The organism is Vreelandella malpeensis, from assembly GCF_020622355.1.
GTDB classification, from domain to species: Bacteria; Pseudomonadota; Gammaproteobacteria; order Pseudomonadales; family Halomonadaceae; genus Vreelandella; species Vreelandella malpeensis.
The window spans coordinates 126,385-140,828 of the sequence record NZ_WHVL01000004.1 but is presented as its reverse complement, the minus strand read 5'-3'; the positions used below and the strand labels follow the sequence as shown (position 1 = coordinate 140,828).

6 protein-coding genes are annotated in these 14,444 nt (G+C 67.2%); all 6 read left to right on the top strand.

All coding sequences use genetic code 11. The features are described from left to right. Window positions 1–121 precede the first annotated feature (121 nt). Genes GEV37_RS10675 through GEV37_RS10650 form a run of 6 tightly spaced genes read left to right on the top strand, consistent with a single transcriptional unit; the run spans window position 122 to window position 14,437 of the window. On the top strand, window positions 122–2,146 hold the full coding sequence (locus tag GEV37_RS10675) for a capsular polysaccharide biosynthesis protein (RefSeq protein ID WP_227390239.1): 2,025 nt from the start codon (window positions 122–124) through the stop codon (window positions 2,144–2,146). A gap of 4 nt (window positions 2,147–2,150) precedes the next feature. After that, window positions 2,151–3,383 (top strand): capsule biosynthesis protein, encoded by a 1,233-nt coding sequence (locus GEV37_RS10670; protein WP_227390238.1) that lies wholly within the window; start codon window positions 2,151–2,153, stop codon window positions 3,381–3,383. Continuing rightward, window positions 3,380–4,180 carry an SDR family NAD(P)-dependent oxidoreductase gene (locus tag GEV37_RS10665; protein WP_386110762.1) on the top strand — a complete coding sequence of 267 codons (801 nt, stop codon included), beginning with the start codon at window positions 3,380–3,382 and terminating at the stop codon, window positions 4,178–4,180. The genes GEV37_RS10670 and GEV37_RS10665 overlap by 4 nt, the downstream gene beginning before the upstream one ends. Then, window positions 4,180–5,763: an LTA synthase family protein gene (locus GEV37_RS10660; RefSeq protein ID WP_227390237.1), complete on the top strand. Its 1,584-nt coding sequence runs from the start codon at window positions 4,180–4,182 to the stop codon at window positions 5,761–5,763. Before GEV37_RS10665 ends, GEV37_RS10660 begins: the two co-directional genes overlap by 1 nt. Then, window positions 5,760–13,109: a type I polyketide synthase gene (locus GEV37_RS10655; protein ID WP_227390236.1), complete on the top strand. Its 7,350-nt coding sequence runs from the start codon at window positions 5,760–5,762 to the stop codon at window positions 13,107–13,109. The genes GEV37_RS10660 and GEV37_RS10655 overlap by 4 nt, the downstream gene beginning before the upstream one ends. Further along, entirely contained in the window at window positions 13,106–14,437 is a 1,332-nt protein-coding gene (locus GEV37_RS10650; protein WP_227390235.1) for an aminotransferase class I/II-fold pyridoxal phosphate-dependent enzyme, read from the top strand. The genes GEV37_RS10655 and GEV37_RS10650 overlap by 4 nt, the downstream gene beginning before the upstream one ends. Window positions 14,438–14,444: the final 7 nt, after the last annotated feature.

Here is a 14,444-nt window from a genome sequence, read left to right as displayed (position 1 = left end):
CTTGCCTTGCAAAACCGCGAAAGGCTTCGCGACATGCGGTGAGAGGTGTCTGGCCTTCGAGGGCTACTATTGCGTAACATGTCGCGCTCAATCACGTTCTACGTTCTCACTTCGGCATCTCATGGCAAAACACACAGCGGGCTTCACCTCGAAAGGCATCGGACAGATTCCCCATCTTCGCGCGTTTTTGCCGGAATTCGACAAGCTTACACGAATCAAGCCGCTAGCGAGACCTCCCGAAACCGTCATCGGCTGGGGCCTCAAGCCCACCAGCGTCCGGGCACGCCGCTATGCCGCGCGCCATGCACTCCCCTACGTGGCCCTGGAAGACGGTTTCGTGCGCTCGCTCGGCCTCGGCGCCCACGGTTACCAGCCCCATGGCCTGGTGGTCGATCACACCGGCATCTACTATGACGCCTCACGACCGTCTGATCTGGAAAACTGCCTCAACACCGCCACCTTCGATGAAGCGGAGCGGGCGCGAGCCGAGCGCTGCATGCGCTGGATCGCTCGCGAGCGGCTGTCGAAGTACAACCACGCCCCGGATGCGCCCCTGCCCGACGAACCCGGCGCCAACGTGCTGGTGGTGGATCAAACGGCCAACGACGCCTCGATCGAGCACGGCGGCGCCAGCGCCGAAAGCTTCACGCGCATGCTGGATCATGCCCTCGCGGCGCACCCGTCGAGCATCCTGTGGGTCAAGATCCACCCCGACGTGATCGCCGGCACCAAGCAGGGGCATCTTGCGTACGCCGCCCGGCATCCGCGCTGCCGGGTGATCGGCCACGACCTGAACCCCTGGGCGCTGTTCGACCGGGTGGAAGACGTCTACGTCGTCACCAGTCAGCTCGGCTTCGAAGCGTTGTTGGCAGGCAAGACGGTTCACTGTTTCGGCCTGCCCTTCTACGCCGGCTGGGGATTGACCCAAGACCGTCTGGCGTGCCCGCGGCGCCAGCGCAAGCGGCAACTCGTCGAACTGTTCGCCGCCGCCTACCTGCGCTACTGCCGCTACGCCAACCCCTATACCGGCGAGGCCACCACGCTCGAGGCGACGCTGGCGCTGATCGGCGATCAAAAGCGTCAGAAGGAGCGCTTGCAGGGGGAGTGGCTCGCCTGCGGCTTCTCGTCCTGGAAACGCGGCTTCATCGCGGACTTCCTGGGCCCCGGCGCCACGGTACGCTATCGAAAAGAGCTTCCCGACGAGCCAGCCAGCGCCGTCGATGACCATAGCGACGCCAGGGTGCTGGTCTGGTCGAGCCGTATCGATGACGCCTTCAAGGCCCGCCACGTGGCGCAGTTGCAAAGGCTCTGGCGCATGGAGGATGGCTTCGTCCGCTCGGTCGGCCTGGGGGTGGACCTGGCTCGGCCGCTGTCGCTGGTGATCGACCGCCAGGGCATCTACTACGACCCCGGCCAGCCGAGCGACCTGGAAACGCTGCTCAGCGAGACCGACTTCAGCCCGGAGGAGCTCGACAGGGCCGCCGCCCTGCGCGCGCGCCTGGTGAGCCTCAAGCTTTCGAAGTACAACGTGCAGGGCACGCGAACGCTGGAACTTCCCGAGGGCAGGGACGTGATCCTCGTGCCCGGGCAGGTCGAAAGCGATGCCTCGATCGCGACCGGATCGCCGGAGGTCTTCACCAACAGCGCGCTTTTGCGCAAGACCCGGGAGGCGAACCCCGCGGCGTTCATCGTCTACAAGGCGCATCCGGACGTGCTGACCGGCGCCCGCGTGGGCAAACTCGATAAAGACGCCGCGAGCCTGTATGATCTCGACGCCAGCGACCGGGACATATCGACGCTGCTCGAACGGGTCGACGTCGTGTACACCATGAGCTCGCTGACCGGTTTCGAGGCACTGTTGCGCGGCTGTCGGGTACACACCTTCGGGCTCCCGTTCTATGCCGGCTGGGGATTGACGACGGATGCCCTGCACTGCCCCCGGCGCCAGCGGCGGCTGAGCCTGGATGCCCTCGTGGCCGCCACCTTGATCCGCTATCCCCACTATGTCGATCCCCGCACCCGGCAGCTGTGCAACGCGGAAACCGCGATCACGCTGCTCGAACAGGCGCGCAGGACGGGGCCTGCGCTCACCTTGAAGCAGCGCCTCTATCGCTACTACCGTCATCTATGGATTGGAAGCCACTGAGCCGATGCAAAAGCGCGCATTTCTATTTCTGCAGGGCGTCTGCTCGCCCTTCTACCAGCGCTTGGCGCAACGGTTGAAAAGCGACGGTCATCTCGTCGTGAAGGTACATTTCAACGCCGGTGACATCGCTTACTGGCATCGCTCGCTCGGCCCGAGCCACCTGTTTCGTGGCCGGCTCGACGAACTGCCAGGGTTCATCCAGTCGCTCTGGGCACGCTACGCCATTACCGACCAGGTACTGTTCGGCGACCGCCGCCCGGTGCATCGCGCGGCGATCGACCACGCCGAGGCGGCGGGCATTCGCACTCACGTCTTCGAAGAGGGGTACTTTCGGCCCTTCTGGATAACGCTCGAGCGCGACGGCGTCAACGGCCATTCGCTGCTGCCCCGCGACCCGAGCTGGTTCTTCGAGACCGGCAAGGCGCTGCCGGCGCTGCCCAAGCCCGTGCGCTTCAAATCCTCTTTCAAGCTGCGTGCACGCCACGATGTCGCTTACCATGCGGCAGGGCTCGCCAACCCGCTCATCGCGCCCCGTTACCGCAACCACGCCCCCATCACCGCGCCGGTGGAGTACGCGGGGTACATCAAGCGCTTCACGCTCTTGAAGCAGTGGAAAAAGCGCGACGCGCGGCGCGTCAAGGCCCTCATCGAAGGGCACGCGCCTTACTACCTGTTGCCGCTGCAGCTCGACAGCGACGCCCAGATTCGCGACCACTCGCCCTACGCCAACATGGAGGAGGTGATGGATCACGTGCTGGGCTCCTTCGCTCGTCACGCACCGCCAGGGTCGATCTTGTGCGTCAAGAACCATCCGCTGGACATGCGCCTGATCAGTCACCTGCATACCTTGAAGCGCCTGGAGCGCTTCTACGACCTCGAAGGGCGCATCGTCTACCTGGAGTCCGGCGACCTGGAGGCGCTCTTGAAGCACGCCGCCGGCACGGTCACGGTGAACAGCACCGTGGGCATCGTGGCGCTGGAGAACGGCTGCCCGACCTTTGCCCTGAGCGACCCTATCTACCACTTGGCGGGGCTGACCTGCGAAGGCCCGCTGGAGGAGTTCTGGCAGGCCCCCGCCAAACCCGACGCGCGGCTCTTCGATTACTTTCGCAACACCGTCATGCATACCGTGCAGGTCAACGGCGGCTTCTATTGCACGGTGGGCATCGAACTCGCCGTGACCAACGCCGCGCGTATACTGGAGGCCTGCCCCTCGCCCCTGGAGAGACTGCTGTGAGCGATATCCCCTCCATCGCGCACCCGCGACAGCGCATCCTGATCACCGGCGCCACCGGCGCGATCGGCGGCGCCCTCGCCCTGCACTATGCAAGCTCCGGCTGCCACCTGGTGCTGCACGGCCGCAATGTCGCCGCGCTCGAGCGCATCGAAGCCGCGTGCCTCGCCAAGGGCGCGACGGTCACTTGCGCCTCGGTCGACCTTGGCGATGCCGGCGCGCTCGGCGACTGGCTCGACACCCTGTGCCACACGGCCACGCCGGACATCGCCATCCTGTGCGCCGGCAAGAACACCCACCCTCCAGGCCCGGGCGAGCTCGAGCGCTGGGACGAGGTGCAGGCGCTTCTGGACATCAACCTCAAGACGCCGATCAACATGGTTCAGCACCTGGTACCGGCTATGAAGGCGAAAGGTCGCGGACAACTGGTATTGATCAGCTCGCTGGCCGCCTGGCACGGGCTTCCGAGCACGCCCAGCTACAGCGCCAGCAAGGCAGGCATCAAGGCCTACGGTGAAGGGCTTCGCGGGCTCTTGTCACCCGTCGGCATCGGCGTCACCGTGGTCATGCCGGGCTACGTTACCTCCCCCATGTGCAATGCCATGCCCGGCCCCAAGCCCTTTGAGTGGCCGCCGGAGAAGGCCGCCCGCGTCATCGCGCGCGGCATCGAGGCCAATCGCGCCCGGGTGAGCTTTCCATTTCCACTCGATTTCGGCACCTGGTGGCTGGCGGTTCTGCCGGCGGCGCTTTCCCAGTGGCTGATCAAGCGCCTGGGCTTCGATCACCTGGAGGCGCCGTGATGCAGGCGCTGATCGACACCCTCTGGGCCCCCTGGCTGGTCGGCCTGGCCGGCAGCGTGGCACTCGAGGCGTGCCTGCGCCCCCGCCCCCGGTCGCTCACTCGACGAGGCGTTGGGGCCGCCTGCGTGCACCTGGGCAGCTGGTGTCTGCTGTTCGCGCTTTTCACGCTGGTACTGCAGCGCCCCTGGTTCGCGGTCGTTTTCGTGCTCTCGCTGACGCTGGTCGTGGTGCAGTCGAGCAACACCAAGTCGCGCACACTCGAGGAGCCGTTCATCTGCCACGACTTCGAGTACTTCTGGGACGCCATCCGCCATCCACGCCTTTACGTGCCGTTCTTCGGCATTGGCCTCGCCATTGCGGCCAGCACCGCGGGTGCGGTGGCGATCGGCATGTTCCTGTATCTGGAGCCGGCGCTGACGGGCCGGCACGGCCTGTTCGCGGTCGTCGTCACCCTGGCCCTGCTTGGCACCCTGGGGGCGATGCTCGTCGGCCTGGGCCTTGGGCGCTGTGCGCCGATCACCCTGCACCCGGCAACGGACATGCACCAACTGGGCCTGTTCGCGAGCCTCTGGACCTACGGCATCGCGCTCTACCGCTCGAAAGCCCCCGCGTCGACGCCCTTCGAGCGTGTGACGGCGCGGGCGGCGAGCGACACGTCGCCCAACGTGGTGCTGATCCAGAGCGAATCGTTTTTCGACCCGCGCCCCTGGTGTGACGACATCGCCCCGCACTTGCTTACCCGCTTCGATGCCACCCGTACCCAGGCGCTGGACAAGGGCACGCTGACGGTGCCGGCCTGGGGTGCCAACACGGTGCGCACCGAATGCGCCGTGCTCACCGGCCTTGCACCCAAGGCGTGGGGTGCAAGGCAGTTCAATCCCTATCACACCCTGGCCCGCCGCGGGCTTCCGAGTCTGGCCTCGGCCTTCAAGGCCCAGGGGTATCGCACGGTCTGCGTGCATCCTTACATCGCCTCGTTCTACAAGCGCGATCGGGTGTTTCCCGAACTCGGCTTCGAGTCGTTCATCGACATGAGTGATTTCGACGCCAACGACAAGCACGGCCAGTACATCGGGGATCTGGCCGTGGCACGAAAGGTTGGACGTCTGCTGGAAGATGACGATAATAGGCCGCTCTTCATCTTCGTCATCAGCATGGAAAATCATGGGCCGCTGCATCTGGAGGCTCCGGATCGCGCGCACGCGAGCAGGGCATTGCCGACGGCCCCCTGGCCCTTGTCCAAACCTTTCAGGGATCTGGCCGTCTATTTGAAGCACCTGGGCGAAGCGGATGAGATGATCGACCGGGTGAAGACGTCGCTGAGCGCGGCCCGCCGCCCCGGGCTTCTGGGATTCTACGGCGATCACGTGCCGATTCTCCCCGATGCCTACGCCCATATCGGCGCCCCTGCGGGGGAGACGCCTTACATGATATGGTCGACCGAGCGCACCGTTTTGGAAAACACGATGCCCAAGGCACGCCAGGCGCACGAGCTCGGCATCGCCCTGTTCGAGCGCGCGAGCGGGCACGACATGAGCAGTGAACGGATCAAGGCAGACCCAGAACCGCAGGAGCAAGAATGACTAAACGCGTTGCCATCATCGGCGCCGCCCATCGTTTCCCCGGCACCACCCCTGAAACGTTCTGGCAGAATCTGCAGGCCGAAAAGGACCTGGTCACCCACGTTGCCCCGGATCGCTGGAGCCACGACGCCTACTGGCATCCGGACAAGCGTCACCCCGGCACCAGCGTGACCTTCGCCGCGGGAAGCCTTGGTGACATCAGTGGTTTCGACGCCGAGTTCTTCGGCATCTCCCCGCGCGAGGCGGCCAACATGGACCCGCAGCAGCGCATGCTGCTGGAGCTCGCCTGGGAGAGCATCGAAAGCGCGGGCATCAAGCCAAGCACTCTGCGCGGCAGCGGCTGCGGGGTGTTTCTGGGCGTGGCGAGTCTCGACTACTCCTACCGCATGGCGGACGACATGGCGGCCATCGACGCCTCCACTGCCACTGGCAACACCTCGAGCATCGCCTCGAACCGACTCTCCTACGTGTTCGATTTCCACGGTCCCAGCATGTCGCTGGATACCGCCTGCTCCTCCTCCATGGTCGCCTTTCACCAGGCCTGCCAGTCGATCAGAAGCGGCGAGACCTCCATGGCGCTTGCCGGCGGTATCAGCCTGCATCTGCACCCCTATGGCTTCATCATCTTCTCCAAGGCGAGCATGCTCTCGCCGACCGGACGCTGCCAGGTCTTCGACGAGGCGGGCAACGGCTACGTGCGCTCGGAAGGCGCGGGCCTGTTCCTGCTCAAGGACTTCGACCAGGCCGTAGCCGATGGCGACGATATCCTCGCCGTGGTCGCGGGCTCGGCGGTCAACACCGACGGTTACAAGTCCGGCATCACCGTGCCCAACCCCGGCGCCCAGGTGGCGCTGATGCGCCGCGCCTACGAACAGGCAGGCATCTCGCCGGACGAGATCGACTACCTCGAAGCCCACGGCACCGGCACCTCGGTGGGCGATCCCATCGAGACCCGCGCCATCGGCGAGGCGCTCGGCCAGCATCGCCGCACGCCGCTGCCCATCGGTTCGGTCAAGAGCAACCTCGGTCACCTGGAAACCGCCTCAGGCGTGGCGGGCCTCGCCAAGGCGCTCTACAGCCTGCAGCATCGTGAAGTGCCCGCCACCATCGGCATTCGCAAGCTCAACCCCAACATCAAATTCGACGAATGGAATCTCAGCGTGGTGCAGAAGGCGCACAAGCTGAAGCCTGAAGGCCGCCTGGTGATCGGCGTCAACTCCTTCGGTTTCGGCGGCGCCAATGCCCACGTGATACTCGAAAGCGCACCGGCAAAGCCCGCGCGCCCGGCCGTTGAAGCGAGCGAGGCACTGCCCATTCGCGTCAGCGGGCGAAGCGAGCAGGCGCTGACCGCCAACGCCGCCAACCTGGCCGCGTACTTCAAGATCCTGGCACAGGGCGAGCCCGAGGCGCGCTCGTCGTTCTATGACGCGGTCCACACCCTGTTTCATCATCGCGATCACCACCGTTTCGCGGCACTCGGCTTCGCCCGCACCGCGCAAGAAGCGGCGGACCTGCTCGACGGCGTAGCCGAGAACGATGCCCGGGCCGGCGTGCGTCTGGAAAGGCCCGAGCACGCCCAAGGGCCGGTGTTCGTCTACGACGGCAACGGCTGCCAGTGGGAAACCATGGGCAAGGACCTGCTGGACGACAGCGTCTTCGCCGCAGCCATCGACGAGGTCGACGCGCTGTTCAAGACGCTCGGGGAGTTCTCCCTGCGCGACGAGCTCGCCGGGCTCAACCAGCAGCGCGACAACGACGCAAACGACGCGGCCGAGAACCGTCTTGATCGTACCGAGATCGCCCAGCCTGCGCTGTTCGCCCTGCAGGTCGCCCTCACCCGCTGGTTCGCGGCGAAAGGCGTCACTCCGGTGGCGGTGTTCGGCCACAGTGTGGGCGAGGTGGCCGCCGCCTGGGCCGCCGGCGCCCTGAGCCTGAACGATGCGGTCAAGGTCATCTACTACCGAAGCCACTACCAGGGCAAGACGCGAGGGCTTGGCGAAATGACGGCGGCGGCAATCGGCGCCGACGAGATCGCCTCCTGGCTTGCCTTGCCGGAGTTCGACCGGGTGAGCCTGGCGGGCATCAACAGCCCCAAGGGCATAACGCTTGCCGGCGACCGCGACCAGCTCGGCGCTCTGGAGGCACGGCTGGCCGCCAGCGATATCTTCGCCAAGCGCCTGCCGCTGGACTACGCCTTCCACAGCCCGGCCATGGACACCATTCAAGAGGGCGTGGTCGAGGCGCTGAGCGACATCCAGACCAAGGCCACGTCGATCCCCTACTACTCCACGGTGACCGGTGAGCTTGCCGAGGGCACTCTGCTCGACGCCCACTACTGGTGGCTCAACATCCGCGAACCGGTACTGTTCGACAACGCCGCCACGCGGCTGATCGCGCAAGGCTACAACGTCTTCGTCGAGATCGGTGCGCACCCCATCCTGCGCCGCTACCTGAACGAGTCGCTGCGCGGTCTCGATACGCCCGGCGTCGTGCTGGGCAGTATCGAGCGCCACAAGGACGCCGGCGAGCTTCTCTTCAAGGCACTTGGCCAGCTGTTGCTCAGCGGCGTGGCGCTCGATACGCGCCCCTTCTTCCCGGTCGAGGGCCAGCGCGTGGCGCTGCCCCGCTACGCCTGGCAGCGTACCCGCCACTGGGTGCCCGGCACCAGCGAGGGCCAGGGGCTTTTGTCACGCTACTACCAGCACCCGTTGCTGGGCTACCCGCTGGCCCAGCAGGCCCACACCTGGGAGAGTCAGCTCGACGCCAAGCGCGAGCCGTGGCTGGGTGATCACGTGGTCGGCGAAGGCGCGGTCTTCCCCGGCGCCGGCTTCGTCGAGCTCGGCCTGGCGGCCAGCGCTACCTTGAAAGACACCGCGATACTCGATCTCGAAGAGTTCGAGATCCGCGCGCCGCTGCTGCTCGACGGCCCCAACGGGCGTACCATGCGCCTGACCCTGGACCCGGAGAGCGGGCGCATCGCCATTCACTCCCGCGAGCCCGCCGGTGAAGGCGAATGGCAGCTCAACGCCGTGGCGCGTACCCTGCGCGAAAGCCGCGGCTTCATGCTCGAGCGCCGCGCCCCGGCGCTGCCCGCCCGCGCGCCGGACTATCAACTCGACGATCATCTGGCCATGGCCGATGCCATCGGCCTGCACTACGGCCCGGCCTTCCAGGCGGTCAAGCGCGGCTGGCTCGAAGAGAACGCGGTGATCGGCCAGATCGAGCTCGACGACGCGACCCAAGGCCAGCTTGAATCGATGCACCTGCACCCGGGGATTCTCGACAGCGCCTTCCAGATGTTCATTCCGCTGCTCGCCCGCCACCAGGGCTTTGGCGATGGCCTGGCCTTCGTGCCGGTGCGCGCCGGCCGCATCCAGCTGAATCGCGACGCCGGAGTGCCGGTCCTCGCCCGGGCGGTGATGGGCAAGCGCGCCCCCCACTCCTTCACGGCGGATTTCGAGCTGTTCGACGCCGAGGGTCGCGCCGTCGCGGTGCTCGGCGAAACGCGCTTCAAGGCCATTCGCCTCAACCGCGCCCGCCACCACGCGCTCAGCTATCTCGACGTGACGCTGACCCCAGCGCCGCTGGCCGCTCCTTCCCAGGCGTTACCGGCGCAGGCGCTCGTCACCCTGGCAGAGCTTGCCAAGCGTTACGCCGCGGCTACCGGCGAGCGCTACGCCGCCGAGGTCGCGCCGCTGCTCGACAGCTTGAGCGAGGCCTTCCGTAACGCCGACTTCCGCGTGGCCGAAGACGACGACACCCTGGCGCCAGAGGCCATCTGGCAGCTTCTGGTCCAGTACTACCCGGACTACTTCGCCCCCATCCATCTGGTCGGGCGGCTGGGGCTTCACCGCGAGGCGCTGTCCCGGGGCGACACCGACCTTGCCGACCTGAACGTCACCGTGGACCAGCTCTCCGAGCTCAACCGCGTGCTGGTCGGCGAAAACGGTTGGAACGCCCTGGCCCAGACCCTCGAGGCGCTGATCAGCGATGCCCTGACGGGCCTCCCCTCGGGCCAGCGCCTGAACGTGCTGGAAGCCGGCCCCGGCGCCCCGGCACTGGGCCAGCGCCTTCTGGAAGCCCTCGGCCACGCCCAGGACCGCTACCACTATCGGGTACTGGCGACGACCGACAGCGCCCGCCACCAGGCACTGCAGCTACAAGAGCGCTTTGCGCTGATCGATGTCGACGCGCTGGACGACGCCGAAGCGCCCCTTGCCCCGGCCCGGAAGGCGCAGTTCGCCTTTGTCGACATCGACGTGACCAGCGCCGAACGCACCCGGGCACTGATCGAAGCGCTGCCGGCGCGTTTGGCCCCCGGCGCGCAGCTTTTGTGCATCGGCGTGAGCCCGAGCCGCTGGCTCGACGACGCGCTGGCCACCCCAGGCGTCGACGGCGTACCGGTCGAACAGGCGCAGCTAGCCGAATGGCTCGCGGCGCAGGGCTTCGAGCTTTCGCCGGCCATCGCCCTGGAAGAGGGAGAGCACGGGGCCTACCTGCTGCACGCCCAGTGGGTAACCCAGGAGCCCGTGGCCGCCCCGGCGCCACGCCGCCAGCTCATTCTCACCGACGCCGCCAGTCACGACCTGGGCGAACGGCTGCACGCCGCCCTTGACGGCCACGCACGCCTCGTTCAACGCAACGACGACCCTGACGAGCTGCTGGCCGAGCTACTCGAGGCGGATGCCCCCGGCCCGCTGGATGTCATCGAGCTGCGCGGCCTGGGTGCTGCGTCCAGCGCCGAGCAGACGGCGCGCTGCGCCCGCGCCCGGCAATGGTCGCTCGCTCTGGAGGCCAGCGGCCTCGAGAGCCGGGGCCATACGCCCACCCTGTGGCTTGCCACCCACGGCGCGCGGGATCTCGCCGCGGGCTCCGGTGACGCCGCCCTGTGGGGCTTTGGCCGTTCACTTGCCAACGAGGCGGTGGGCCACCGGGTCACGCTGGTCGAACTTGCCGACCTGGACGCCAGCGGCGTGCTGGTCACGCTCGTTGAATCCCTCGCCGCGCCGGACGCGGAAAACGAGCTGGTGATCGACGCCGACGGCGCGCGCCTTGCCACTCGCCTTCGCACCTTGGCTGCGCCGCATCCGGCCGTGCAGGAAAACACCGCCCCGCGCCAAGCCATGACCCTGGGCTTCGCCCTGCCCGGCCAGCTTCGTCAGCTGCAGTGGCGCCCGCGCACTCTGAGCGCGTTGGCCGCCGACGAGGTCGAGGTGCGCGTCAGGGCCACGGGCCTGAACTTCCGCGACGTGATGTACACTCTCGGGCTTCTCTCGGACGAAGCGATCGAGAACGGTTTCGCCGGCCCCACGCTGGGGCTCGAGTTCGCCGGTGAAGTGGTCGCCGTGGGTGAGAGCGTCGAGCACGTCACGCCCGGCCAGGCGGTGGTGGGCTTTGGCCCTGCCAGCTTCAGCGACCGGCTGATTGCCAGCCAGCACGCCATTGCCCCGCTGCCGGAAGGCGTCGGCTTCGCGGCAGCGGCGACCATTCCGACCACCTTCTTCACCGTCTACTACGCGCTGAAGCACCTGGCGCGGCTGGAACCGGGCGAGAAGGTGTTGATCCACGGCGCCGCCGGCGGCGTAGGCATCGCCGCGCTGCAGATCGCCCAGTGGATGGGCGCCGAGATCTATGCCACGGTCGGCTCCCAAGAGAAGCGCGACTTCCTGCGCTTGATGGGCATCGAGCGGCTCTATGATTCGCGCTCGCTTACTTTCGCCGAAGAGATCCTGCACGACACCCAGGGCGAAGGCGTGGACGTGGTGCTGAACTCACTGGCCGGCGAGGCGATCAACCAGAACCTGCGCGCGCTGCGCCCGTTCGGCCGCTTTCTGGAACTCGGCAAGCGCGACTTCTACGAGAACACCCATATCGGGCTGCGTCCGTTCCGCAACAATCTGAGCTACTTCGGCATCGACTCCGACCAGTTGATGAAGGTCCAGCCCGCCCTCACCCAGCGGCTGTTCGGCGAAATGATGGCGCTGTTCAACGACGGTACCCTGAGCCCGCTGCCGTTCACGGCCTTCAGCCACAGCCAGGTGATCGACGCCTTCCGCTACATGCAGCAGGCCCGCCAGATCGGCAAGGTGGTCGTGACCTACGACGCGCCCATCGCAGCACCCAAGAGCGCGGCACTCGGCCAAGAGCCGCTGTCGCTTTCCGGTGATGCCAGCTACCTGGTCACCGGCGGGCTAGGCGGCTTCGGTCTCAAGACCGCCCAGTGGCTGGTCGACAAGGGCGCGCGCAAGCTCGTGCTGCTGGGTCGCAGCGGCGCCGCCTCAGAGGAGGCCAAGGCCGCCCTCGAGGCGTTCGAGGCCCAGGGCGTCAAGGTCCTGGCCACCGCCTGCGACATCACCGACCGCGCGGCGCTGGCCGCCGTGCTCGAACGCGCCCGCACCGAGCTCGGGCCGCTGGCAGGCATCGTGCACGCCGCCACGGTGATCGACGACGGCCTGATCCGCAATCTCGATGCCGAGCGCATCCAGAAGGTGCTGGCGCCCAAGATCGACGGCGCCCGCCACCTGGATGCGCTGACCCGCGACGACGCGCTCGACTTCTTCGTGCTCTACTCCTCGGCGACGACGCTGTTCGGCAACCCCGGCCAGGCCAACTACGTGGCCGCCAACCACTGGCTCGAAGCCTTCGCCGGAAGCCGCCGCCGAGCGGGCAAGCCCGCCACCTGCGTGCGCTGGGGCGCTATCGAGGACGTCGGCTTTCTGGCGCGCAACACCCGTACCCGCGATGCGCTGCAGGAGCGCTTGGGCGGCTCGGCCCTGCGCTCCGACGATGCGCTCAAGGTGCTCGAGCAGATGCTCGTCACCCCGGGGCCGAGTCTGGGGGTGCTTGAACTCGAGTGGGGGGCGCTGGCGCGCTTTCTGCCGACCGCCGCCGCGCCACGCTTCGACGAGCTGGCCCGCCAGAGCGACGACGACGGCCACGCCGACAGCGACGACGACATCAGCGCCCTGCTGGCGGATCTTTCGCCGGAGGAGCTGCAGCAGACGGTCACCGAGCTTCTGCGCGCGGAGCTTGCCAGTATCCTTCTGATCGACGAAGAGAAGATCGACGTCGACCGCTCGGTGTACGACATGGGCTTCGATTCGCTGATGGGCGTGGAGCTGATGACCGCCATCGAGAACCGCCTCGGCGTCCAGGTGCCGGTGATGGTACTCAGCGAGGCCTCGACGCTGTCGAAACTGTCCGCCGTGCTGATCCAGAAGCTCGGCCAGGCAGACGACGACGTCGAAGAGTCGCCCCAGGAGGCACTGGCCTCCCTGGCCGCTCGCCACGGCGCGGACGCGCTCGACAAGCCCACGGCTTCCACTTCCGCCACCGAGGCATCATGACCGCCAAGCGTTCCGATCTCAAACGACAGCTTCTGGAGAAGGCCCGCCGCCGCCCCAGCCACCGAGCCCAGCCCGACAGCGCCCCGGCGCTCGAAGCACCGCCCCCCGGGGGGCGCGTGCCCGAGCGGTTCGTCAGTTTCGAGGCGCACCCGGGCTTCCAGCAGCTGGCCATGATGCGCGAAGGCGCCCAGCAGCTCGGCCTGGTGGACCCGTTCTTCAAGGTACACGAGGGGCTGGCCGGCGCCACCAGCGTGATCGACGGGCGCGAATGCCTCAACTTCGCCAGCTACAACTATCTTGGCTACTCCGGTGACGCCCGGGTGGTGAAGGCCGCCGCCGACGCCGCCTCACATTACGGCACCTCGGTCTCCGCCAGCCGCGTGGTCTCCGGCGAGCGCCCGATCCACGCCGAGCTCGAGCGCGCCATCGCCGCGACCTACGGTGTCGAGGACGCCGTCGCCTTCGTCAGCGGCCATGCCACCAACGTCTCGACCCTGGGCTACCTGCTCGGCCCCAAGGACCTGGTACTTCACGATGAGTACATCCACAACAGCTCCCTGGTGGGCGCCCAGCTCTCCGGCGCCAAGCGGATGTGGTTCGGCCACAACGACCCGGACGCCCTCGAGACGCTGCTCGAGCGCCATCGCGGCCAGTTCGAGCGGGTCATCGTGGTGATCGAAGGGCTCTACAGCATGGACGGCGACATTCCGGACCTGCCGCGCTTCATCGAGCTCAAGAAGCGTCACCAGGTCTGGCTGATGGTCGATGAAGCGCACTCCTTCGGCGTGATGGGCGACACGGGCCTGGGGCTTCGCGAGCACTTCGCGATCGACCCGACGGACGTCGACATCTGGATGGGCACCATGAGCAAGACGCTCTCCGGGTGCGGCGGCTATATCGCCGGCTCACGAGCGCTGGTGGAAACGCTGCGCTACTTCGCGCCGGGGTTTCTCTACAGCGTGGGCATGCCCGCCCAGGTCGCCGCGCCCTCGCTCAAGGTGCTGGAGCTGATGCCGCAAGAGCCCGAACGCGTGCAGAAGCTTCAGGAGATCGCCCGATACTTTCTGACCCGCGCCCAGGCGCTGGGCATGGATACCGGGCACAGCATCGGCTCGGCGGTGGTACCGGTGATCGTCGGCAGCTCCCCGCTTGCCGCCAAGCTCTCTCACGCGCTGTTCGAACGCGACATCAACGTCCAGCCGATTCTCTACCCGGCGGTGCCGGAAAAAAGCGCGCGGCTGCGCTTCTTTCTCTCCTGCGAGCATGAGCGCGCGCAGATCGACGCCACCCTCGACGCCCTGGCCGGCCTGCTCGCGGAAAACGCCTAGGAGCTTC

Bases quoted from the DNA above. Each gene is read 5' to 3' on its own strand.
- GEV37_RS10675 (WP_227390239.1), top strand. From the start codon at position 122: ATGGCAAAACACACAGCGGGCTTCACCTCGAAAGGCATCGGACAGATT.
- GEV37_RS10670 (WP_227390238.1), top strand. From the start codon at position 2,151: ATGCAAAAGCGCGCATTTCTATTTCTGCAGGGCGTCTGCTCGCCCTTC.
- GEV37_RS10660 (WP_227390237.1), top strand. From the start codon at position 4,180: ATGCAGGCGCTGATCGACACCCTCTGGGCCCCCTGGCTGGTCGGCCTG.
- GEV37_RS10655 (WP_227390236.1), top strand. From the start codon at position 5,760: ATGACTAAACGCGTTGCCATCATCGGCGCCGCCCATCGTTTCCCCGGC.
- GEV37_RS10650 (WP_227390235.1), top strand. From the start codon at position 13,106: ATGACCGCCAAGCGTTCCGATCTCAAACGACAGCTTCTGGAGAAGGCC.